18 protein-coding genes are annotated in these 23,530 nt (G+C 70.6%); 7 read left to right on the top strand and 11 right to left on the bottom strand.

Going from position 1 to position 23,530, the window contains the following annotated elements:
* Window positions 1-38: 38 nt before the first annotated feature.
* Window positions 39-1,235, bottom strand: coding sequence for a CaiB/BaiF CoA transferase family protein (locus tag EV139_RS01185; protein WP_130452490.1), 1,197 nt, complete (start codon window positions 1,233-1,235; stop codon window positions 39-41).
* 110 nt (window positions 1,236-1,345) lie between these two features.
* On the opposite strand from EV139_RS01185, the gene EV139_RS01180 reads away from it, so the two are divergent.
* Complete coding sequence (locus tag EV139_RS01180; RefSeq protein ID WP_130452489.1) at window positions 1,346-2,950, top strand: PucR family transcriptional regulator; 1,605 nt, start codon at window positions 1,346-1,348, stop codon at window positions 2,948-2,950.
* A gap of 28 nt (window positions 2,951-2,978) precedes the next feature.
* Here the strand turns inward: EV139_RS01180 and EV139_RS01175 are convergent, their stop codons facing one another.
* Both EV139_RS01175 and EV139_RS01170 read right to left on the bottom strand, forming a co-directional pair.
* Complete coding sequence (locus EV139_RS01175; protein ID WP_237465643.1) at window positions 2,979-3,923, bottom strand: LysR family transcriptional regulator; 945 nt, start codon at window positions 3,921-3,923, stop codon at window positions 2,979-2,981.
* Window positions 3,924-3,925: 2 nt separating this feature from the next.
* Window positions 3,926-5,098, bottom strand: a complete 1,173-nt coding sequence (locus tag EV139_RS01170) for a MalY/PatB family protein (protein WP_157992960.1) — start codon at window positions 5,096-5,098, stop codon at window positions 3,926-3,928.
* Between the two features lie 403 nt (window positions 5,099-5,501).
* Here EV139_RS01170 and EV139_RS01165 point away from each other — a divergent pair, with 403 nt between their 5' ends.
* Genes EV139_RS01165 through EV139_RS01145 form a run of 5 tightly spaced genes read left to right on the top strand, consistent with a single transcriptional unit; the run spans window position 5,502 to window position 11,872 of the window.
* Complete coding sequence (locus EV139_RS01165; RefSeq protein ID WP_130452486.1) at window positions 5,502-7,160, top strand: ABC transporter substrate-binding protein; 1,659 nt, start codon at window positions 5,502-5,504, stop codon at window positions 7,158-7,160.
* A 5-nt stretch (window positions 7,161-7,165) separates the two neighbouring features.
* Complete coding sequence (locus tag EV139_RS01160) at window positions 7,166-8,155, top strand: ABC transporter permease (RefSeq protein WP_130452485.1); 990 nt, start codon at window positions 7,166-7,168, stop codon at window positions 8,153-8,155.
* Window positions 8,152-9,018 (top strand): ABC transporter permease, encoded by an 867-nt coding sequence (locus EV139_RS01155; RefSeq protein WP_130452484.1) that lies wholly within the window; start codon window positions 8,152-8,154, stop codon window positions 9,016-9,018. Before EV139_RS01160 ends, EV139_RS01155 begins: the two co-directional genes overlap by 4 nt.
* Window positions 9,015-10,712 carry an ATP-binding cassette domain-containing protein gene (locus EV139_RS01150; RefSeq protein WP_130452483.1) on the top strand — a complete coding sequence of 566 codons (1,698 nt, stop codon included), beginning with the start codon at window positions 9,015-9,017 and terminating at the stop codon, window positions 10,710-10,712. The genes EV139_RS01155 and EV139_RS01150 overlap by 4 nt, the downstream gene beginning before the upstream one ends.
* Window positions 10,709-11,872: a peptidase C39 family protein gene (locus tag EV139_RS01145; protein WP_130452482.1), complete on the top strand. Its 1,164-nt coding sequence runs from the start codon at window positions 10,709-10,711 to the stop codon at window positions 11,870-11,872. Before EV139_RS01150 ends, EV139_RS01145 begins: the two co-directional genes overlap by 4 nt.
* Here the strand turns inward: EV139_RS01145 and EV139_RS01140 are convergent.
* The 5 genes from EV139_RS01140 to EV139_RS01120 form a co-directional block, all read right to left on the bottom strand.
* Complete coding sequence (locus EV139_RS01140) at window positions 11,866-12,495, bottom strand: hypothetical protein (protein WP_130452481.1); 630 nt, start codon at window positions 12,493-12,495, stop codon at window positions 11,866-11,868. The genes EV139_RS01145 and EV139_RS01140 overlap by 7 nt on opposite strands.
* Window positions 12,496-12,518: 23 nt before the next feature.
* Complete coding sequence (locus EV139_RS01135; RefSeq protein WP_130452480.1) at window positions 12,519-13,040, bottom strand: amino-acid N-acetyltransferase; 522 nt, start codon at window positions 13,038-13,040, stop codon at window positions 12,519-12,521.
* Between the two features lie 153 nt (window positions 13,041-13,193).
* Entirely contained in the window at window positions 13,194-14,219 is a 1,026-nt protein-coding gene (locus EV139_RS01130; protein ID WP_130452479.1) for a magnesium and cobalt transport protein CorA, read from the bottom strand.
* Between the two features lie 258 nt (window positions 14,220-14,477).
* Window positions 14,478-15,923, bottom strand: a complete 1,446-nt coding sequence (locus EV139_RS01125; protein ID WP_130452478.1) for an MFS transporter — start codon at window positions 15,921-15,923, stop codon at window positions 14,478-14,480.
* A gap of 467 nt (window positions 15,924-16,390) precedes the next feature.
* On the bottom strand, window positions 16,391-18,919 hold the full coding sequence (locus EV139_RS01120) for an ATP-dependent Clp protease ATP-binding subunit (RefSeq protein ID WP_130452477.1): 2,529 nt from the start codon (window positions 18,917-18,919) through the stop codon (window positions 16,391-16,393).
* 117 nt (window positions 18,920-19,036) lie between these two features.
* Here EV139_RS01120 and EV139_RS01115 point away from each other — a divergent pair, with 117 nt between their 5' ends.
* Entirely contained in the window at window positions 19,037-19,642 is a 606-nt protein-coding gene (locus EV139_RS01115) for a histidine phosphatase family protein (protein WP_130452476.1), read from the top strand.
* A 17-nt stretch (window positions 19,643-19,659) separates the two neighbouring features.
* Here the strand turns inward: EV139_RS01115 and cls are convergent, their stop codons facing one another.
* The 3 genes from cls to lysS form a co-directional block, all read right to left on the bottom strand.
* On the bottom strand, window positions 19,660-21,141 hold the full coding sequence (cls, locus tag EV139_RS01110; RefSeq protein ID WP_130452475.1) for a cardiolipin synthase: 1,482 nt from the start codon (window positions 21,139-21,141) through the stop codon (window positions 19,660-19,662).
* A gap of 104 nt (window positions 21,142-21,245) precedes the next feature.
* Entirely contained in the window at window positions 21,246-21,425 is a 180-nt protein-coding gene (locus EV139_RS01105; RefSeq protein ID WP_130452474.1) for a hypothetical protein, read from the bottom strand.
* A gap of 73 nt (window positions 21,426-21,498) precedes the next feature.
* Window positions 21,499-23,067: a lysine--tRNA ligase gene (lysS, locus tag EV139_RS01100; RefSeq protein ID WP_130452473.1), complete on the bottom strand. Its 1,569-nt coding sequence runs from the start codon at window positions 23,065-23,067 to the stop codon at window positions 21,499-21,501.
* Window positions 23,068-23,530 lie beyond the last annotated feature (463 nt).

Below are 23,530 nucleotides of genomic sequence, written 5' to 3'. Positions count from 1 at the left end.
TGCTCCTTGCGTGGGGGTGGGGAGAGAATCGGAAAGGGTTAGCGTGCCGCGCGCCAGGTCGCGTCCTGGTGCTCGCCCACACCGGGCGGCGGCGTGGAGTAGCGCGCGGGGGTTTCGGAGAGCCCGATCGGGAGCGCCACCGAACGCAGCGTGTGCCGACTGCCGTCGGCAGCCACGGCCGGGGTCTCGGCGACGGGATCGAGGTCGAGGGACTCCGCGAGGTCGAGCGCCTGCGCGATCGTGTTCACTCGGCCCGCCGGGATGTTGGCGGCCGTGAACTCGGCGATCCACTCGGCGGCCGGCCGGGTGCGCAGCGGCGCTTCGAGCGCGGCGCGCAGCTCGCCGCGGTGCGCCACGCGCTGCGGGTTGTGCACAAAGCGCTCGTCGGTCGCGAGCTCGGGCACGCCGAGCACCTCGCAGAGCCGCGCGAACTGGCCGTCGGTGCCCACGGCGAGCGCGATCGACTGGTCTGCCGCGTCGAGCGTTTCGTAGGGCGCGATCGACGGGTGCGCGTTGCCCATGCGGGTCGGCGAGACGCCTGTCTCCAGCGTGGACGAGGTCTGGTTCGCGAGCGCGGAGAGCAGTGAGCCGAGCAGGGTCACCTTCACGTGCTGCCCGCGGCCGCTCGTGGGGCTGTCGGCCGTGTCGCGCGCCCGGAGCGCCGCCTGGATCCCGATCACGGAGTTGAGCCCGGTGAGGATGTCGACCAGCGCGACGCCGACCTTCGTGGGTTCGCCGCCCTCCTGCCCCGTGATGCTCATGAGTCCCCCGACGGCCTGCACGAGCAGGTCGTAGCCGGGCAGATCGGCCCCCGCGGTGTCGCCGAACCCTGAGATTGAGCAGAAGACCACGCCCGGGTTCGCCGCGGCGACCGCGTCGTAGCCGAGGCCAAACTTTTCCATGGTGCCCGGCTTGAAGTTTTCGATCACCACGTCGGCGGTGTGCGCCAGCTCGCGCGCCCGGGCGAGACCCTCCGGGTCGCGCAGGTCGCAGACGACGGAACGCTTGCCGCGGTTGACCCCCGCGAAGTACGTGCTCTGCCCGATCGCGTTGACGGGTGGGCGCCACTGCCGCGTTCCGTCACCCTCGGGGCTCTCGATCTTAATGACGTCGGCGCCCAGGTCGGCGAGGATCATGGTGGCGTGCGGGCCCGCCAGCACCCGGGAAAAGTCGGCGACCCGGATCCCCGCGAGGGCTCCGACGCCGTGCGCCGCGTTCGTGTGCTGATCCGTCACCGGTTCTCCTTTTCGGGGCTGCTGTGGGGCCCAGCCTACGTCCTCCCGCGGGATCGCGCCTGCGCCTCATTGCATAGGCTTCACCGCACACCCTGTGCAAGAATGACCCCATGGCGGTTCTCTCAGACATGCTCGCGCTCCCCCAGCTCAACCTGCAACTCGTGCAGTCGGGGCCGGGCGATCCCGAAATCAGCTGGGTGTCCACCACCGAGCTCCTCGATCTCGGTGCGTATCTTGAGGGCGGCGAGATCATCCTCACCACCGGCCTCTCGCTCGAGGCTGACGATCCGCGCTGGCGCGACTTCGTCGCCAGCCTGAGTCGCGCGCGGGTGGCCGCGATCGGCTTCGGCGTCGGCGTCAACCACGAGCGGATTCCGCCGCCCCTCCTGAGCGCCGCGAGCGCGTACCGTGTTGCCCTGTTCGAGGTCCCGCTGCCCGTTCCGTTCATCGCGGTGAGCAAGGCGATGGCCGAGCTGATCCGCGCCGACGAACTGCGCGCGGCACGCGGCGCACTGCTCGCGCAGCAGCGCATCCTCGACGGTGCGCGCGGCGAGCAGGATCCCGCCGATGTGCTCGCGAGCCTCGCGCAGGCCACGGGCAAGCACCTCGCGCTCCTCGCCTCGGACGGCGCGGTGCTCGCGAGCACCGCCGGCTTCGCGAACGCCGACGGCCCCACCGGTGGCAACGGCCTCGCGGCGCGCGAGACGATCGACCTCGACGTGGACGGCTCGCTCCGTCTCGCGGTCGCGGGGAGCACGCCGCTCACGCCCGAGGGCCGCTCCGTGCTCGCGGCCGGCTCAATCGTGCTCTGGCTGGGCCTCCGGGGCGCCGGGGCCGAGGAGCGGCGCGAGCGGGAGCGCTGGGAGCGCTTCACCTGGGCGATCCTCACCGAAACCACCCCCGTGTCCACCACGGAGATCCTGTCGACGCGCGTGCGCCTCCCCGAGCGGGTGCGGGCGGTGGCCGTCCAGGGCACCGCGGAGGACGTTGCCGACTGGCGGCGGCGGCCCCGCACCGGACTCGAACGCCTCATCACTCCGGGCGCTGCCCCGCCGGGCATCCCCGGGCTCGCTCTCGCCTGGCAGCTGTGCGCCGATACCCCCGCGGCGACCGAGCGCGCGCTCGAAATTGCGGCGGAGTACGGGCTTGACGCGGTGGTGGGGCGATCTGCCGCCAGCACCGAGGCCGGGCTGAGTCGCCGCTCAGCCCACGCACGCCTCCGCGGGCTCTCGCCCACGGCACCGCTCTACGCCGCCCCGCGCGTGCCGCAGGTGATCTGGGCGGATCGCGACACCCCACTGCTTGAAGTCCTGTTTGCCCTCGACCAGCCCGCGTCCGCCGGCCCCGCCGCGAACGGGGCCGGCGGGAACGGCGGGAACGGCGCCACAGCAGTCGGGGCCGGCGGGAACGGGGCCGCCGCGAACGGGGTGGGTGCGCTGAGCGCGCGCGTGCTCGGGCCGCTCTCGCGCACCGGGACCGGCCTCCCGGAGGCCGAGCGCGCGCTGCTGCGGGACACGCTGCGCTGCGTCTACGACGCCGACGGCCAGCGCGGGCCCGCGGCGAGCGCCCTGGGCATCCACCGCAACACGCTGCGCGACCGGATTCTCAGGATCGAGCGGCTCACGGAGCGCTCGCTCGCGGACGCCGACGACCGGGCGGAGCTCTGGTTCGCGCTGCGGATCGAGGACCTCTCGGGCGGCGGGTCGCGGGGCTAGCCGCCGCTCACCCACAGCTCGCCCGCGGCTACCCCGCGGTCTGGCCCTCGATCGGGTCGAGCACGCGCGCGGCCGCGCGCTGCAGGGCTGCCGCGACGTCGCGCACCTCGGCGCGCGCCTCGTCGCGCGCGTGCACGATCATGAGCTGTCGCCCGTCGCCCTCCTCAAGTCCGTAGGCCCGGATACCCGGGTGGCGGTAGCTGAGCAGGCTGAGGCGCGGGACCACCGACACGCTCATGTCGCGCGCGACCAGCTCCTGCACCACCATGTAGTCGTCGGTTGCGTGCCGAATGTCTGGCACGAAGCCCTCGCGCTCGGAGATGCGCAGGAAGTGTTGCCGGCAGGCGGGGCAGCCGGCAACCCAGCGGTCCCGGCGGTGTTCGAGGAGGGTACGGCGCTGCACGCCGGGGGTCCCACGCCGCTGCGAGACGATGAGCTGGAGCGGATCCCACCCGATCGGGGTGACGGCGAGCTCGGCGTCGAGCTCCTGCGGCGGTTCGCCGTCGTAGCGAAAGACGAGCGCGATATCGGCGTCGCCGCGGCGCAGCAGCTCGGGCACGGCGAACGGCTCCTGCTGTTCGAGCTCGATCGTGATGCTGTCGCGCCCATCCGCGCGCGCACTGAGCTCGGACATCGCCGGCGCAACGATGCTGGTGCACGCGGACGGAAACGCGACGACGCGCACGGTGCGGGCGGTGTCGTCGGCGAGCCCAGTCACCTCGCGCAGCGCGCGCGCCAGGTGCCCGTCAATCGCTTCGGCGTGGTGGAGCAGCCGCTCCCCGGCCTCGGTGAGCTGCACTCCCTTGACCGTGCGGGTCACGAGGGTCACCCCGAGGCCCTCCTCGAGTCGGCTGACCTGGCTGCTCAGCGCCGGCTGCGTCCACCCGAGCTCGCGCGCTGCGGCGGCGAAGGACCCGTGCAGCGCGACCGCGCGAAACGACATGAGTGCGCGCGGGTCAATGCCGGCGGCCATGGTCACCCCCGATTCGTGTGCGCGCGCTGCGTGCCAGCGCTCTCTGCGGCCGCGATCAGGCGACGCATCGCTTCTAGGGTAACCGGGCGGGGCAGCGCGGCGTTGAATCTGACGGCGCCGCGGCCGGCGGCGCCGCACTCGCTCCCGTCGGTCACCACGAGGCCCGCGGCCTCGCGCACCGCCTGCGCCGCGGAGACATCGTCGCGCAGCAGCGCCGTCTCCGAGAGGTCGAGCCACAGGAGGTAGGTGGCGTCTGGCCGGATCACGCGGATGCCGGTGCGCGCCGCGGCGGCATCGAGCAACGCGACGGCCTCGGCGATCGTGCCGCGCAAGTAGGCCACGGTCTCGGCGAGCCACTCGCGCCCGCCGCCGTAGGCCGCGCTCGTGGCGACCACGCCGAGCACCGAGGTCTGGTGCTCGTGCCAGTGTCCGATTTCGAGCCACCGCGCCAGGTGGTCCGGGTTCGTGAAGACGAGCTGCCCGCACTTGGTGCCCGGAATGTTGAACGCCTTGGTCGCGGATGTCGCGGTGATCGTGTGCGCGGCGGCGCGCGCACTGCGGGCGGCGTAGACAGTGTGCTGACGCTCGCCGAGCACGAGCGGGGCGTGGATCTCGTCGGAGAACACGATCCCGTCGTACTCGGCGACGAGTTCTTCGATGCGGTCGAGTTCCGCGGCGGTCGCGACCTTGCCGATCGGGTTGTGCGGGTTGCAGAGCACCAGCAGGCGCGCGCCGGCCGCAAACGCGGCCCGCAGCGCCTCGAAGTCGTAGTGCCAGCCGCCCGCGTCGCGGAGCATGGGGACTTCGATGACGGGGTGATCGATCTGTCCCGGCATCGAGATGAACGGCATGTAGCCGGGTGTGGGCACGATGATCGGCTGCCCGGCCGGGAGCAGGTGGGTGAGCACCGCCCGGAAACCGGCAACGAGATCGGAGACCGGCCGGATCGCCGCCCGCTGCGGTTCCCAGCCGTAGGCGTCGGCGAGCCAGCCGCCCACCGCGTCCTGCAACTGCGCGACGTCAGCGGCGGCCAGGTAGCCGAGCTCGCCGCCGCCCAGCGCTCCGTAGAGTGCGCGGGTCACTGCGGGTGGGCACCCGAGCTCCATCTCGGCGAGCGTGCGCCCGATCTCCCCGGTGATGACCTGCTGCGGGACCTCGGCTGCGATCTGCACCACTGCTCCTGACTGCTCTGCGGCCCGACGACCCGGCGTGCTGCGCGGGGCCCGGCATTCCGCCTCTCTGCTCATGCTAGGTCTGTGCTTGGTGCCCCAGTCCCCCGATTCCGCTGGGGTGCTCTCCGTTTTGATTTGGGCTCCCGGCGGTGCCGTGCCCCGGCGGGCTGTGCGCCGCGCCGGTGTCGCGCCGCACCCGGGTACGGCGCGGTGCCGCGATATTTCACCGCGTTACGCGCGGGACAGGGGCGGAAGCGGCCCCGTCGGCGGCTGCGGATACGCTTAAGCCGGCCGCAATTCGCACGGCCCACCGCACCACGGCTCACTATTAGAATCGACCCACCACCCGCCGAGCACGGGGGAACGAGGCCCTGGGGGCCGCGTCAGACGCGAAGGAGCGACACTCATGCAGTTATTGCCCAGCAGGTCCCGGACACTGCGCGCCGCGCCGCGCCTGTCGGCGGGCCGCGGCCTGCGCTTCGGCGCCGCCGCACTCGTCGCCGCCGCACTCACCCTCACCGGCTGCGCGAGCGGCGGCAGCACCGATTCGGCAGCTCCCGAGGTCGAACTCGTGGACACCGGCGCCGAGCTCGACCAGGTCACCGTCGCGTTCCCCGGCTCGCTCGCAAACCTCTACATCGGGCAAGAGAGCGGGATCCTCAACTACAACCTCGCTGCGACCGTGCAGGAGGGCCTCGTCGCGCAAGACCCGAGCGGCGCCGTGGTCCCCGCCCTGGCCGAGTCGTGGGAGACCCCCGACGACACGACGTACGTGTTCACGCTGCGCGAGGACGCGAAGTTCCAGAACGGCGACCCGGTGACCCCTGAGGACGTGGTGTTTAGCCTTGAGCGCGCCAACGATCCCGAGGCCTCGCCCGGCATCTACTACTACCTCACGAACCTCGACTCTGCGAAGAAGACGGGCGACCGCGAGGTGACGATCACCAGCAAGGCACCCGACGCCACGTTCCTGGTGAGCCTCTCGAACGCCGGGGCGCTCGTGGTGACGCAGCAGAAGTTCTGGGAGGAAGCCGCCGGCAACGTGGGCACGAGCGACTCGCTGATCATGGGCACCGGCCCGTACCAGGTCACGGAGTTCCAGCCGGACTCGCACGTGCTCCTCGAGCGGGTCGACACCTGGTGGGGCGGCACACCCAAAGCGAAGTCGATCCGCGTGAACTTCATCCCTGACGCGAACACGCGACTCGCTGCGGCGCAGAAGGGCGACATCGACATCGCGTTCAACGTGCCCATCAATCAGGCGGCCGAGTGGGGCAAGATCGACGGGATGCGGGTTGAGTCGATGAACGACCTCTCGTACGTCGGACTCCTCTTCGACCAGAACGTTGCCCCGTTCGACGACGTCGACGTGCGCACCGCAATCGCGCAGAGCATCGACCGGGCGGCCATCTCCGAGAAGCTGCTCCGCGGCTACGGTGAGGCGGCCACGGCGATCATGACGCCAGAATCGCTCTCGGGCGCCTACACCGGCGACGAGGCACGCGCCGCGCTCGCCGAGGTGCCACAGCACGACTACGACATCGAGGCGGCGAAGCAGCTCATCGCCGGCACCGACGCGGAGGGGCTCAAGACCGAGCTCACCTACCCCAACACGGGGCCGCAGCTCGGGATCGCCGCACAGGCGATCGCCGAGAGCCTCGGCGAGATCGGCATCGAGCTCGCCGTGCGCGAGGTGCCCATTGAGGAGTGGCTCGCGACGATCGGCGACGGCGAGCACGGGCTCGGCTTCATGTGGTACTTCTCCACCACGGGCGACCCCGCCGAGATCAACAGCTACCTCGTCGGCCCCGGCAACCCGAACGGCTTCGAGAGCGACGAGGCCGCGGCACTCATCGCCGAGGCGAACGCGCTCACCGAGCCGAAGGCGCGCGCCGAGAAGCTCATCGAGCTCGAGACGCTGAACGCCGAGCAGGCCGTCAACGCACCCATCTGGTGGGGCAAGTCAGTCACCGGGTTCTCAAACACCGTGGGGATCACCGACTACGGCCCCTACACGTTCACCGGCCCCTGGGGTGCGCAGCTCTTCGCCGCTGAAGCGAAGTAGCGGGCATGCGCTCCGACGTCGCAGCCGGCCCCCGTCCCGGGGGCCGGCTCGCCCGGACCGTCGCGCTCCGCATTGCGGGCGTGCTGGTGATCCTGCTCGTCATCTCGTTCCTCACATTCACCCTGCTCTACCTCGCGCCGGGCGACCTCGTGAAGAACCTGCTCGGCAACCGCCCCAGCACCCCGGAGGCGATCGCCGCGGTTCGCGCGCAGTACCACCTCGATGACCCTTTCTTTGTGCGCTACGTCGACTGGCTCCTCGCGGCGCTGCGCGGCGACTTCGGTGTCTCAATCCGGCTCCAGCAGCCCGTGACCACGGTGATCGCGAGCCGCATGGGTGTCACCTCGCTGCTGATCGGGCTGTCGTTCGTGTTCGCGGTGATTACCGCGATCCCGCTCGGGATCCTGAGCGCCGCGAAGGCCGGCACCCGCGTCGACCGGGTCGCGAGCGCCACCGCGCTGTTCGGGCTCTCGGCACCGAGCTTCGCGCTCGCGATCCTCGCCATCACGGTGTTCGCGATCATGATCCCCGTCTTCCCGGCCTACGGGGCAGGCGACGGCTTTTTCGACCAGCTCTGGCACCTCGTGCTCCCCGCCGCGGTGCTCGCCGCCGGGATTGGTGCGATCCTCATGCGCATGACCCGCGCCGCGGTGCTGCGCGAGCTCGAGAGCGACGCGATCACCTTCGCGCGCGCCCGCGGCATCGCCGAGTCCCGCGTGCGCCGGATCGCGCTGCGCGCGGCACTCATCCCCATCGTCACGAGCGCCGGGCTGATCCTCACGTTCGTCATCGGCGGCACCATCATCGTCGAGACGGTGTTCGCCCTGCCCGGCATCGGGCAACTCCTTGAGGAGGCGGTCATGTTTAAGGATCTCCCGGTGGTGCAGGCAATCACGCTGCTCGTCGCCGCCGCGATCGCGCTCATCACGATCCTCGTCGATCTCAGCTACGTGCTGCTTGACCCGCGGATCCGAGCGCGGGAGCTGAGCGCATGACCCCGCGCACCAGGCAGATTACGCTGCTCAACCGCGTGCAGGTTGGTACCGGGCGCTCGCGCGACTGGGTCGTCGTCATCGCGACCGTGTTCCTCGCGCTCGTGGTGCTCGCGGCGCTCGCGTCGCCGTTCATCACCGACGCGGCAACGAAGCAGAGCATCCTCGATTCGCTCCTCCCCCCGGGCTCCCCCGGGCACCCGCTCGGCACCGACGAGCTCGGCCGCGACGTGCTGCTGCTGACGCTCGCCGGGACCGGGTCCGCTGTCGCGGGTCCGCTCGTGATCGCCGCCGGCTCGATGGTGCTCGCGATCGCCATCGGCACGCTCGCCGGGTACCTGCGCGGCTCGGTCGACTGGGTGGTCGGCCGCGTGGTCGACGTGCTGCTGTCGCTGCCGGTGATGCTCGTCGCGCTCGTCGTCGCCGGGATATTCGGTGCCGGCTACTGGGTCACGGTGGTGATGCTCGTGCTGCTGTTCAGCCCGTCCGACATCAGGATCGTGCGGGCCGGGGTCACCGAGCAGGCGCCGCGGCCGTACGTCGAGGCCGCGCAGATGCTCTCGCTCTCTCCGGCGCGCATCATGTACCGGCACATCGTGCCGAACGTGTGGCCGCTCATCATGACCAACTTCATGCTCAATCTCGCGGTCGCGCTCGTGACACTCTCGTCGCTGTCGTTCCTGGGGATCGGGGTCGCGCCGGGCACGCCCGACTGGGGCCGGCAGATCACCGATGGCCGCGGCATCATCGGGGACAATCCGGCGATGCTGCTCGTCCCGGCGATCCTCATCGTGCTCGTGGCGATGGCGATCAACGTGCTCGGCGACCACCTGGGCGAACGCCTCCGCGAACGGGGAATGCAATGACCCACACCTCTTCCACACAGCCGGGCCTCGTCGTCTCCGAGCTGCGAGTTATCGCCGGCGAGCACGGCATTGTCGCGCCGCTCTCGTTCGAGGTGGCGCCCGGCGAGATGCTCGCGATCATCGGGGAGTCCGGCTCCGGAAAGTCGATGACCGCGCGCGCGATCACCGGCCTCCTCCCCCGCGGCGTGCGCGCCGCGGGCACCGCCACCATCGACGGCCACGCGACCGAGCTCGGCAACGAGAGCGACGCGAACTGGGCGGCGGTGCGCGGCCGGCTCGCGGTACTGCTGCTGCAGGATCCGTTCACCAGCCTCAGCCCCGTCATCCGGTGCGGCGCGCAGATCGCGCTCACGATCGAGGCACGGCTCGCCGCGGCCGGATCCCGCGCAAGCCGCGCCGAGATCCAGGCCGAGGTTGAGCGGCGGCTCGCCGAGGTGCGACTCCCCGCCCGGGTGGCACGGCAGTATCCGTCGGAGCTCTCGGGCGGCATGCGGCAGCGCGTCGCGATCGCCGCAGCCCTCGCCGCGGAGCCGCGCCTGCTCATCGCCGACGAGCCGACCACCGCACTCGACGCGAGCACGCAGGGCGAGGTACTTGATCTGCTCCGCGAGCTTCAGATCGCGCACCGCATGAGCCTCATCCTCATCAGCCACGACCTCGGGGTGATCGACGGGCGCGCCGACCGCGTGATCGTGATGCGCGCCGGCGTCGCCGTTGAGCGTGGCGAGACCGCGCGCGTGCTCGGCGCCCCCGAACACGAGTACACCCGGGAGCTGATCGCGGCGAACCTCTCGGTTGCCGACGCGACGCGCGCCGCGCAGTCCGCCGCGCCTCCGCTGCTCGAAGCCGAGGACGTCTCGAAGTCGTTCGGCGCCACCACCGCGCTCGCGCACGCCTCGGTCGCCGTGGGCGCGGGAGAGGTGCTCGCGATCGTCGGCGAGTCCGGCTCGGGCAAGACCACGCTCGCCCGCGCGATCGCCGGGCTCGAGATCCCCGACACCGGGGAGATCCGGCTCGCCGGGCGCGTGCTCCCCCGCGGCCGAAAAGGCCGCCGCCCCGGCGAGATCCAGGTCGTGTTCCAGGACCCGTACTCGACGCTCAACCCGGTGTTCACGATCCGTGACTCACTCGAGGAAGCGCTGCGCGCCGGCTCGGATCGCACGCGCACGGCGGACGAGCTGCTGCGGCTCGTTGAGCTCGACCCGGCGCTCGGCGACCGCCGCCCGGCCCAGCTGTCCGGCGGCCAGCGGCAGCGCGTGGCGATCGCGCGCGCGCTCGCCCCCAACCCGCGCGTGCTGATCTGCGACGAGAGCGTCTCAGCGCTCGACGTGTCCGTGCAGGCGCAGATCCTCGCCCTGCTCGCCAGGCTCCGCGACGAGCTGCAGCTCGCAATGCTCTTCATCACCCACGACCTCGGTGTCGTGACGCGGATCGCGGATCGGGTCACCGTGCTGCGACTCGGCGAGATCGTGGAGCACGGCACCACCGCAGAGGTGCTCCGCACGCCCCAGCACCCGTACACCCAGCTGCTCGTGGCCGCAGCAGAGCGCGATAGCGTGGCAGTGGGTGCGGCCGCCGCGACCGCCGCCGAACCCGCGGCACCGGCAACACCGGCCGCACCAGCTACACCAACTACACCGGCCGCACCAGCTACACCGGCAACACCAGCAACGTCCCGAGAGGAGTCGGCATGACCAACACCAGCGCACCCCAGCAGGTCCGCATCGACGCGAGCGCGGGCGGCACGCTGCCCGCGGCGCTCGCCCGCGACGCGGCACCCGAGCGCCTGGCGGTCTGGGAGACGGAGCGCGCGCTGTGGGCGCCGCGCACCCTCACGGCCTACGACCCCGCCGGCGCGGCGGTCGGCGCGGCGCTCACCGCCGGGCGGCCGCACTCCGCCTACCGCAAGATCGTTGACGTCGCCGCGGCGGACGACGCCGTGTGGGCGGCGCTCGTCGCCGCGGCCCGCGACGACGCCGCGACCGACGACGGCACCCGCCCGGCCCCCATCGCCGTGCACTTCGAAGAGCACCCCGCGTTCGCTCCGCTGAGCGACGCGCGCCGCGCAGCGCTCGGCGCCGCCGGGTTCGCCGCGGTCGCAGCTCCGGTACCGTCCATCCCGAGCACCCGCGCAGACGACCCGGCCGGCGTGGCCGCGTGGTCGTTCTGGCGCGGGGCGGCGCCGACGCGCAGCGCCCCCTACTATGGGCAGACCACCGACGTGACCTGCGGCGCGGTCGCGTCGCTCATGGCGCTGGAGCAGCGCGGCAACCACGCGTTCAGCCCCGACAGCCTCGTCGACAACCGGGCCGCGGAGATCGCCTTCTGGCGGCGGGCCACCAACCTCCCGGCCTGCGAGCCGATCGGGCTCGCCGTCGAGACCGCCAAGCTCGGCGCCGAAACCGGGGTGTTGCCCGCTCTCCCCCGGGTGTTCCTCAGCACCCCCGATCCGGTGCTCATCGAGGAGTTTTCCTCAAGCGAGGGCGAGCGCGCGCTCCGCACCGACCTGCAGCTCGAGTCGCTGCGGCAGGCGGAGGCGCTCGGGCTGCCGATCGAGCGCCGCTGGGTCGACGTGCCCGAGATCTTCGAGTTCGTGCGCGGCGGCTCGCAGGTGCTGCTGCTCATCGACCTCACCGAGCTCATCGCAGACCCGACGCCGCACTGGGTGCTCGCCACCGAGGTCGTGGGCGACACCCTGCTCATCTCGGACCCGTGGGTCAATGCCCCCACCGGGGAGTCGTGGGTGGACACGTTTGCGCTGCCGCTCCCCGCGGCGACCGTCGACCTGGTCACCCGGTGGGGCGATCCCGCCTACCGCGGCGTGATCGTGCTGCCCGGAGCGTCGGATCAGTAGAGGATGAACTGCGCGGTGCCGCTGCCGTCGACCCCGGCAGCGGTGACCCGCAGGTGGTAGGAGGCGCCGTCGGCGCTCACCGGGTCGCGCGTGATGTCGCACGTCTCCGGACTTGAGCGGGTGCGATCCCACGCGACCGACTCGGTGGCAAGCGCCTTCCCCGGATCGAGGATCACGGCGAGCGCCTCTGGATCCTGCTGGCAGTCGACCGAGCGCCACACCTCGTCGTCGCCGCTCGACACCACGAACTGCATGCCCGCGGTGCCGAGATCGGCCGAGCAGGGGTCCGCCCCCGTGTTCTCAATCGTCATCGCGAGCTGCGGCAGCTCGCCCGCCGCGTAGTCGGTCTTGTCGCTCACGGGCGTGACGGTCAGCTGCCCGGCCGCGCAGGCGGGCACGCCATCTGCGTCGGTCGCGGCCTCGTCGGCCGTCGCCTCGGTGTCAGACTTCAGGTCACTTGGCACCTCGACCTGCTGCGCGTCGCGCGGCCCGCCCTGCCCCGGCTTGACGATCACGAGCACGATCACGGCGATCACCGCGAGCAGCCCGGCGAGCACGAGCAACCGCCGGCGAATGTAGACCTTCCGGTCCTTCGGTCCGACGGGATCTCGCAGGGTCGACATGGCGCCAGCGTAGCCCGGATTCGCTACGAGAGCTGCTTCACCATCCGCGTGTTGCCGAGGGTGTTCGGCTTCACCCGGGCAAGGTCCAGGAACTCCGCAACGCCCTCGTCGTTTGAGCGCAGCAGCTCGGCATACACGTCCGCCGCGACGAGCTCGGCGTTCTCGCCCACCTCTGCGAATCCGTGCCGCCCGAAGAAGTCGGTCTCGAACGTGAGGCAGAACAGCTGCGACAGACCCAGCGCTCGCGCACGCTCCTCAAGCGCGTCGAGCAGCAGGTGGCCCACGCCCCGGCCAAGCCACTGCTCCGACACCCCCAGCGTGCGCACTTCGCCCAGCTGCTCCCACATCACGTGCACGGCGCCGTAGCCGATCACGTGCTCCTCCGCGTCGACCGCGACGATGAACTCCGGCACCGCGGCGTAGAGGTCCACGAGGTCTTTGCCGAGCAGGATCCGGCGCGCCACCAGGGGCTCCATAAGCTCGACCATTCGGAGTACGTCTCCCGTACGCGCGTTACGAATACGGATCTCGGGGGAAGCACTCATGGATCGAGTCTAGTCGCGGGCGCCGGGTGCGCGGGGCATGTGCCGCGGGGCATGTGCCGCGGGGCATGTGGGTGGTGCGCCGGGCGCGGGGCGGGTGTGCGGTGCGGTGCGCGCCGACCCCTGCCAGGCAACGCCCCGTGCGTCAGTTCGCGCTTAGAGCCAGTCCTTCTTCTTGAACACCGCGTAGAGCGCACCCGCGAAGCCCGCCATCGCCAGCAACGCGAGCGGGTACCCGGCGGCCCAGTCAAGCTCGGGCATCAGGCGGAAGTTCATCCCGTAGATCCCGCTGATGAGGGTCGGTGCGAAGATGATCGCCGCCCAGCTTGAGATCTTCTTCATCTGGTCGCTCTGCCGCACGCTGATCTCGGTCATCTCGGTCATGCGGTCGTTGCGATCCTGGCTCACGAGTCCCATGTGCACGTTCAGCAGGTCGCGCAGCAGCTGCCGAAACCCGTCTGCCCGCTCGGTCACCACAATGAGGTGGTCGATCACGTCGCGCAGGTACCGCCGCAGCTCGGGGTCCACCGCCTCGCGCTCGGCCGCCCGGTGGCGCGCCTGCGTCGCCTCAAGCAGGGGCCGGGTGGCGCGCTGAAAGTCGATCACCTCGCTCGAGAGCAGGTAGATGCGCTTCGCCAGCTCGGGGCTCACGCCCGCTCCGTTGAAGAGCTCGTCCTCGATCTCGGCGATGTCGTTCTCAAGTCCGAGCACCACCGGCTCGTAGTCGTCGACCACGCGGTCGAGGATCGCGTACAGTGCGGCGGCCGGGCCGAGGCGCAGCAGCTCCGGCTCAGCCTCGATCCGGGTCCGCACCTCCGAGAGCTCAGGGTTCTCGGCAAGCCGCACGGTGATCACGAAGTTGTCGCCCACAAACAGGTGCAGCTCGCCAAACTCGACCAGCTCGGGCTCGTCGAGGTAGCGGGCCGGCCGCAGCACCATGAACACGGTGTCGCTGTACTGCTCAAGCTTGGGCCGCTGCTTGCCCAGTAGCACGTCCTCGATCGCGAGCGGGTGCAGCTCGTACGCGGTCGCCAGCTCGCGCAGCTCGTCGGCCCCCGGCCGGAGCAGCCCCACCCAGGCGAAGCCGCCGATCTCGGCCGCGATGCGGCGCGCCTCGTGCGGGCTCGGGTTCCCCGGCAGCCGCTTTCCCTCGTGGTACACGGCAACGTCGACGAGTGACATCGGCTCCCTTTCCCGCGCCCCAGCGGCGTGGCCCCAGCGTAGCCGACCAGAGCCCCGCGCGGCCAGGGCGCGCGGTGCTCGGGGCGACCGGGGCGCGCGGGGCTGGCGCGCGGGGCTCGGGGCTCGGGGCTGGCGAGGCTGGAGCTGCCCGGGTGGTGCTGGGGCTGGTCGGGCGGGCCGGGGCTGCTGGAGTCGCTGGGCGCAGGCGTTCCCAGCGCAGCTGAGCGATCCCGTTCCGGCCCGACCGCGGGACCCCACCTACCCGTGGCTCGGCAGCAGCTCCTCCTTCGTGCCGCGCACGCAGACCGCGGCGACGGCAGCGCCGATCAGCAGCACGATTGCCGCGGCGAGGAACACCGCGCCGTAACTCTCGGCGAGCACCTCCGCGGGCGCTGCCCCGGCGGCAGCGGCGCGCGTGGCGCCGCCGGTAGCGGCGAGGGCGAACACCGAGAGCCCGATCGATCCGCCTAGCTGCATCGACGCGTTGACCGCGGCGGAGGCGGCCCCGGCGTCCGCCGGCGCGATCCCCACGAGCGCGAGGTTCTGCAGCGGCACAAACGTGATGCCCACGCCCGCGCCCACGAGGAGCAGACCGGGGAGCACCTGCAGCGCGTAGCTTCCGTCCGCGGTCACGCCGCTGAGCCAGAACATGCCGCAGGCTGCGGCGAGCGGACCCGCGATCAGCATCGCGCGCGGCCCCCAGACGGGCAGCAAGCGCGTGAAGAGCGGCACGACGACGAGGGTGGCGGCCGTCATCACAACCGTGGCGAGGCCGGCGACCAGCGGGGCGAGGCCGAGCACCAGCTGCAGGTGGAATGCCAGGTACATGGTCGATCCGATCAGCAGGGCACCGAGCGTGGCCTGCACGATGAACGCGCCGGCGCGCACCCGGTTGCGCAGGATCCGGAGCGGCAGCAGCGGCTCGGCGACGCGCGCCTCGATCCACACGAATGCCGCCAGCAGCAGCACGCCGGCGGCGATGAAGCCGATCGTGTCGACGCGCAGCCAGCCGCCCTCGGCGAGCGTGAGCCCATACACAAGGAAGCCGAAGCCGAGCGTCACGGTCACCGCACCCCACATGTCAAACTTGGGCCGGCCCTGCGCCCGGCTCTCGCCGAGCACGACCGCGCCGATGGCCACGCCGATCGCCACGAACACGAGGTTGACGAGCAGGCACCAGCGCCAGCTCGTGAACTCCGTGAGGAAGCCGCCGAGCAGCAGGCCAACGGCAGCACCCGAGCCGGCGACCGCGCCGTACACGGCGAAGGCTGTGTTGCGCTCCCGGCCGCTCGGGAAGGTCACCGTGAGCAGCGCGAGCGCGGCGGGCGCGAGCAGCGCGGCGAAGAGCCCCTGCAGCCCGCGCGCGATGATCAGGTCAGAGCCGCTCTGCGCGAGGCCGCCGTAGAGCGAGGCGAGGCCGAACCCGACCATGCCGAGCATGAACGCGCGCTTGCGGCCCCAGAAGTCGGCGATCCGCCCGCCGAGCAGCAGCAGGGCACCAAAGACGAGCGCGTAGGCGGTGACCACCCAGCCGCGCTGGGCGTCGCTCATGCCGAGCTCCTGCTGCGCCTGCGGCAGGGCGATGTTGACGATCGTGCCGTCGAGCACCACCACGAGTTGGGTGAGGGCGATCACGGCGAGCGCCCACCAGCGGCGCGTGGCCGGTGGGGTGTTCGTCGTGGTGGGGGCAGCAAGGCGCGTCATGAAACTCTCCAGACGTCAGTGTGATGATGCTGGAGGTTTCGAGCCTCGGACCGAGCGTGCGCGCATCACGCGCGTCGACACTCGACCACCCCGCGGAACTGCCGCGGACAGATCCCCCATTCTACCCGGCCGCGGGCCGCGCCGCACGTTTGGCCGCTGCGGGTTCGCGGACCGGACCCTGTTTAGACCATGTCCGGTCCCGAGGCGGGACCCAGACCCCACGAGTGTGCGGCTTCAGCACGAGTGTGCGGCTCCACACCCGGTGCCGAGCCGCACACTCGTCGCCGAGCTGCACACTCGTGGGCCGGATACCGCGCAGATCGGGCAGAACCGCGGCCGGGCGCCCGGCGCACGCACCGCACCCGCCACACGTATCCCGCTCCACGCGGAAGTCCCACCCGCCTCCCCACACACGACAACGGCCCCGCTGCTCGCGCAGCGGGGCCGTTGGGGCCAGCGGGTACCGGTTACTCCGTGGTGTTCGGCGTTGCCGCCGTGGACGCCACCGCGGCGGCGGCGGTCGCGGAAGCCGCACCGTGCGACCGCTCGGACCGGGGCTCGGTCTCGAAGGTGAACTGGCCATCGACCAGGTCGACCTTCACCAGGTCTCCGGCGAGCAGCTCGGCGTTCAGGATCTTCTCGGAGAGGCGATCCTCGATCTCCCGCTGCATCGCGCGGCGCAGCGGCCGTGCTCCGAGCGTGGGGTCGTAGCCGATCTCGGAGAGCCGCTCGCGGGCCGACTGCGAGATCTCGATGTGCATGTCGCGGTCGAGGAGGCGATCCTTCAGCTGCTTCACGAACAGGTCGACGATCTGCAGCAGCTCCGGTTTGGTGAGCTGCGGGAACACGATCGTGTCGTCGACACGGTTCAGGAACTCGGGCTTGAAGTGCTTCTTGAGCTCCTCGTTCACCTTGCCCTTCATCATGTCGTAGCCAACCGAGCTGTCGCCCTCAAGCTGGAAGCCAACGGGGCCGCCGGCGATCGCCGACGAACCGAGGTTCGTCGTCATGATGATCACCGTGTTCTTGAAGTCGATGACGCGACCCTGACCGTCGGTCAGGCGCCCCTCTTCAAGGATCTGCAGCAGCGAGTTGAAGATGTCCGGGTGAGCCTTCTCGATCTCGTCGAACAGCACCACGGAGAACGGCTTGCGGCGCACCTTCTCGGTGAGCTGGCCGCCCTCTTCGAAGCCGACGAACCCGGGAGGTGCACCGAACAGTCGCGAGACCGTGTGCTTCTCGCCGTACTCGGACATGTCGAGGGAGATCAGCGCGTTCTCGTCGTCGAACAGGAACTCCGCGAGTGCCTTCGCGAGCTCGGTCTTGCCGACGCCCGTGGGGCCAGCGAAGATGAACGAGCCGGACGGCCGCTTCGGGTCCTTGAGCCCGGCACGCTGACGACGGATCGTCTTTGCGAGCGCCGAGATCGCCTCGTTCTGGCCGATGACGCGCTGGTGCAGCGCCTCCTCCATGAAGCGGAGACGGCTCGTCTCCTCCTCGGTCAGCTTGAACACGGGGATGCCCGTCGCCTGGGCGAGCACCTCAGCGATCAGTCCCTCGTCGACCTCGGCCTTGGTCGCAACGTCGCCGGAGCGCCACTGCTTCTCAAGGCGCAGGCGCTCAGCAATTAGCTTCTTCTCTTCGTCGCGCTTGTTCGCGGCCGCCTCGAAGTCCTGGTTCTCGATCGCCTGTTCCTTGTCGGCACGGACGACCGCGATCTTCTCATCGAACTCGCGCAGCTCGGGCGGGCTCGACAGGATCGAGAGGCGGAGACGGGCACCGGCCTCGTCGATCAGGTCGATCGCCTTGTCCGGCAGGAACCGATCCTGCACGTAGCGATCCGCGAGGTTGACCGCGGCGACGATCGCGCCATCCGTGATCGATACCTTGTGGTGCGCCTCGTAGCGATCGCGCAGCCCCTTGAGGATGTTGATCGAGTGCGGCAGCGACGGCTCGGCGACCTGAATCGGCTGGAAACGCCGCTCAAGCGCCGCGTCCTTCTCGAAGTGCTTGCGGTACTCGTCAAGCGTGGTCGCGCCAATGGTCTGCAGCTCGCCGCGGGCGAGCATCGGCTTCAGGATGTTCGCGGCGTCGATCGCACCCTCAGCGGCACCGGCACCGACGAGCGTGTGGATCTCGTCAATGAAGATGATGATGTCGCCGCGGTTGCGGATCTCCTTGGTGACCTTCTTCAGGCGCTCCTCGAAGTCACCGCGGTAGCGGCTGCCCGCGATCATGGAGCCGAGATCGAGGACGTAGACCTGCTTGTCCTTCAGCGTCTCGGGCACCTCGTTCTTGACGATCGCCTGCGCGAGGCCCTCGACGACGGCGGTCTTGCCCACGCCGGGCTCGCCGATCAGCACGGGGTTGTTCTTCGAGCGGCGCGAGAGGATCTGCATGACCCGCTCGACCTCTTTCTCGCGCCCGATCACGGGGTCGAGCTTGCCCTCGCGGGCGGCCTGCGTCAGGTTGCGGCCGAACTGGTCCAGCACCTGCGAACCCTTGGCATCGCCACCGGACTGCTCCGGGGCACCGACGGTCGCGTTCTCCTTGCCGGCCTGGTAGCCGGAGAGGAGCTGGATCACTGTCTGGCGCACGCGGTTGAGATCCGCACCGAGCTTGACGAGCACCTGTGCGGCGACGCCCTCGCCCTCGCGGATGAGGCCGAGCAGGATGTGCTCGGTGCCAATGTAGTTGTGGCCCAGCTGCAGCGCCTCGCGCAGGCTCAGCTCGAGCACCTTCTTCGCGCGCGGCGTGAAGGGGATGTGCCCGGCCGGGGGCTGCTGCCCGGTGCCGATAATGTCGGTCACCTGCGCACGCACTGCGTCAAGCGAAATCTCGAGCTGCTCAAGCGCCTTGGCAGCGACGCCCTCACCCTCGTGGATCAGGCCGAGCAGGATGTGCTCAGTCCCGATGTAGTTGTGGTTGAGCATCTTCGCCTCTTCTTGGGCGAGGACGACAACGCGACGAGCGCGGTCGGTGAATCTCTCGAACATCTATAACCTCCCAGGCGGATCGCGGTCCAGATCTGCCGATGCACCCAGATTACGTGGTGATCCCTCATTGCGGGGGTGTGTTCGCCAGCGGCGTGACGCGGGGGCTAGCGTAGGGGTATGCCCACCACAGATCCCGCCCCCGCGCTCGCCACAATTGCGCTGGTGAGACACGGTGAAACCGACTGGAATCGCGCCGGCCGCATCCAGGGCCGCACGGAGGTGCCGCTCAACGATACGGGCCGCGCCCAGGCGGCGGCCACGGCCCGCGCCCTCGCGGAGGCGACCGCCGACCCCGGCGGGTGGCGCGGCATCCGCGCCTCGCCACTCGGCCGCGCCATCGAGACCGCGCGGATCATCGCCGCCGGCCTCGAGCTCGCGGGTCCGCACATCGACGACGGATTCTGGGAGCGCGACTTCGGCGCCGCCGAGGGCGTCGACGTCGCCACCGCGCAGGAGCGCTGGCCCGGCCTACACATCCCGGACGCCGAACCGCTCGACGTGCTCGCGCAGCGCACCTCAGACGCACTCGACCGGGTGCTCACCGAGGCACCCAACACGATCGTCGTCGCGCACGGTGCGATGCTGCGCTGGGGGATCTCGCGGATCACCGGCACGGAGATGCCGCGGATCATGAACGGCGAGGTGTGGCTGCTGCACCGCACCGCGGCGGGCGCGCGCACCGAGCGGCTGCTCGATGCCCCCACTGACCGGCCGCTCGCGTAGCGCGCGGGCGTCCCCGCCTACTGCAGGGCGGAGGTGAGCCGGGCGAGCCCGTCGAGCAGCTGCGAGCGCAGCGGCTGCTTCAGCCACTCCTCAAGCGTGAGCTCGCGCGAGTTCTCGCGGTAGTAGTCGCTCACCTCGTCGAGGTCGCGCACGAAGCTCTCGCCGTGCACCACCATCGAGATCTCCATGTTCAGCCCGAACGAGCGCTGATCCATGTTTGATGACCCAACCACGGCGACCGAGTCGTCGACCGTGAAGTGCTTCGAGTGCAGGATGTACGGCGGCCGGTACATCCAGATCCGTACCCCGGCGCGCAGCAGTTCCTCGTAGTACGAGCGCTGCGCGTGATAGACGACGGCCTGATCCCCCGTCTCGGAGACGAACAGCTCGACGTCCACGCCGCGGGCGGTCGCCGCCCGGAGCGCGTTCATGATCGAGCCGTCGGGCACGAAGTACGGGCTGGTAATACTGATCCGGCGCTGCGCGGTGTAGAGCAGGGCCACGAAGACCTGGAGGTTGTTCTCCCCCGCGTAGCCCGGTCCGCTCGGCACGATCTGGCAGTCGAGCTCGCCGGGCTTGTCCGCCTCGAACGAGACCTCGGAGAGGTGGGTGAGGTACTGACCGGTCTCGAGGTACCAGTCGCCCTGGAACACCGCTTCGAGCCCGAGCACGATCGGTCCCTCTACTCGGACCATCAGGTCCTTCCAGTGGAGGCCACGGCGCTGATTCGAGGGCTTGTTGTAGCTCGAATCGACGAGGTTCTGCGAGCCCATGAACCCGATCCGGCCGTCCACCACGATGAGCTTGCGGTGGTTGCGGAGATCCGGCCGCTGGTACTCCCCGCGCCAGGGCCGCACCGGGAGCATGTAGGCCCACTCGGCGCCGAGATCATCGAGGCTCTGGGCTGTGCGCCGGGTCCCCGGGTTGCGCACCGCGGAGACGTGGTCGAGCAGCACGCGCACCTGCACCCCGCGCGCGACGGCCTCGCGCATTGCCACGAAAATGTCGTCGGTCGCGTCGTCGTGCACCATGATGTAGAACTCAATGTGCACGTAGTCGCGCGCCTCGCGGATCGCCGCGGCCATCTCGGCGAAGGACGCCTCGTAGTCGATGCACAGCGTCGCCGAGTTGCCGAGCAGCATCGGCTGCGCGCCGAGCGATCGGCCGAGCCGAGCCACGCTGTCGATCCCGGGCGGCAGGTGCCGCTCCGCGGTGACGAGCCCGCGCTCCTCGCGCTCCGCGATCTCGGCGACGAACAGATTGATCGCCTCCTGCTTCTGCTCGCGCGCCCGCGGCAACCGCTTACTCCCGATGATGAGGAAGAGCAGCAGCCCGGGAACGGGGAGCAGGAAGATCGCCATGAGCCAAGCCATGCCCGAGGTTGGGCGGCGGTTACGGGGAACCACAAACAGTGCGATCACGCGGATCAGGTTGTCGATGACGAGCAGCGACAGCGTCCACGCGAACGGCCAGTTCACACCAAGCCAGCTGAGATCCATACGCGCCCTTTCCGCCACACTCCTCGCGGCGGCGGCGCCGCGGACGGAGAGTCATGCGCGCTCGAGGCGCACCCTATGAGCGTACTGTATCGGGCGAGTGGAGTTTAGGTGTCCTTACGCACCGGAAGGCCGGCCTTCGCGCGCTCTTCGTCCTCGACGCGCTGAAACACCTTCCGCTCCGTACGGTCCGCGCGCAGAATGAGGCGCAGCACCATCCAGAAGAAGAGCCCGATCAATACGGTCGGGGTCAGCGACCAGATCGCGTTCGTCCACCAGTTATCCATGTGAGCAGTCTAACCGGTGCGGGCCGGGGAATCCTGAGCGATCCCCCGGCCCGCGCGTCGCCGCGATCGGTCGCTATTTGACCAGCGGAAAGAGGATCGTTTCGCGGATCCCGAGCCCGGTCAGCGCCATCAGCAGCCGGTCCATCCCCATGCCCATGCCCCCGGACGGCGGCATCGCGTGCTCGAGCGCGCGCAGGAACTCCTCGTCGACGCCCATCGCCTCGACGTCGCCCCGCGCCGCCTCGGCCGCCTGCTGCACAAAGCGCTCGCGCTGCACGACCGGGTCCACGAGCTCCGAGTACCCCGTCGCGAGCTCGAAACCGCGCACGTACAGATCCCACTTCTCGACCACGCCGGGGATCGAGCGGTGGTGCCGCGTCAGCGGGCTCGTCTCCACCGGGAAATCCATCACGAAGGTCGGCTTCGTGAGGCCGTCCTTCACGAAGTGCTCCCACAGCTCCTCGACCAGCTTGCCGTGGTTTGGCAGCGGGACCTCGACGCCCTCGGCATCGGCGATCGCCTGCAGCTCGGCAACGCTGGTCTCGGGCGTGATCTCGCGCCCGGCGGCCGCTGAGAGCGTGCCGTACATCGAGATCCGATCCCAGTCCCCGCCGAGGTCGAAGAGCGTGCCGTCGGCCCACTCGACCACGTGCGTGCCCTCGCGGTCGGTGCCGACGTTTGCGGCGAGCGCCGCGTTCTGCACCAGATCCTGGGTGAGGTCGGCGATGCCGTTGTAGTCGGTGTAGGCCTGGTACGCCTCGAGCATCGCGAACTCGGGGCTGTGCGTCGCGTCGGCACCCTCGTTGCGGAAGTTGCGGTTGATCTCGAAGACCCGCTCAAGTCCGCCGACGACGGCGCGCTTGAGGTAGAGCTCCGGGGCGATCCGGAGGAACAGCTCGGTGTCGAACGCGTTCGAGTGCGTGACGAACGGGCGGGCCGAGGCGCCGCCGTGCATCGTCTGCAGCATTGGCGTCTCCGCCTCGATGAAGTCGCGCTCGGCGAACGTCTGGCGCAGGCTCGCCATGGTGCGTGCCCGGGTCACCACGTTGCGGCGCGCCTGCTCGCGCTGGATCAGATCGAGGTAGCGCTGGCGCACCCGCGTTTCCTCGTTGAGCTCCGCGTACATGTTGGGGAGCGGGGCGATCGCCTTCGCGGCGATCTGCCACTCGCTCACCATGATTGAGAGCTCGCCGCGACGGCTCGAGATGACCTCGCCGCTCACGAACAGGTGGTCGCCCAGATCGACGAGCTCCTTGTAGGCGGCGAGCGACTCCTCGCCGACGCCGGCGAGGCTCACCATGGCCTGGATGCGGGTGCCGTCGCCGGCCTGCAGCGAGGCGAAGCACAGCTTGCCCGTGTTGCGCTGGAACACGACGCGGCCGGCGATGCCGACGGTCACGCCAGACGCCGTGTCCGGGGTCTCCTCGAGGTGGCCCCACTCGGCGCGCACGGCCGGGATCGTGGTGGTGACGGGGACCGCGACGGGGTAGGCCCCGCCCGCGAGATCGGCGCCTGCATTGAGTTTGTCGCGCTTCTCCAGGCGCACGCGCTTCTGCTCGAAGATTTCCTCGGCGCTGACGGCCGGGGTCGCGTCGGTCTGGGGTGCCTCGGCGGGTGCGTTGGCGGCGCTCTGATCGCTCATTGGGGGTGGATCCTCCGTGGGGTCTGACGTACCGCCCCATCCTACGCCAGGCCGCGGGGCTGGCGGGCCGGTGGGCTGTGGTCTGGGCGGTGGGCGGGGCGGTGGGCCGGTGGGCTCGGCGCAGGCGCAGGCGCGGGCGCAGGCGCGGGCTCAGGCGCAGGCGCAGGCGCAGGCGCGGGCTCAGGCGCAGGCGCAGGCGCAGGCGCAGGCGCCGCCCACGAGTGGAGGCTTCATGCACGAGCGTGCGGCTCCACTGCGACAGCGAAGCCGCACACTCGCCACGAAGCCGCACACTCGTCGGGGGTGGGGGCGGCCGGGGCGGGGGCGGGGTCAGGGCGGACCGGGCTGCGCGTGGCGTGGCGTGGCGTGGGCCGATCGCAGCGGGTGCGGCGCGCGGCGCGGGGCGCGGGGCGCACGGTCGATGTCTCCCTGGGCAGTTCGCTGCGGTCACCTCCCCCCCCAC

The sequence above is a fragment of the Leucobacter luti genome, assembly GCF_004217175.1.
Taxonomy (GTDB): Bacteria; Actinomycetota; Actinomycetes; order Actinomycetales; family Microbacteriaceae; genus Leucobacter; species Leucobacter luti.
Note: the sequence above shows the minus strand (reverse complement) of the source record. Positions and strands in the feature narration are given on the sequence as shown.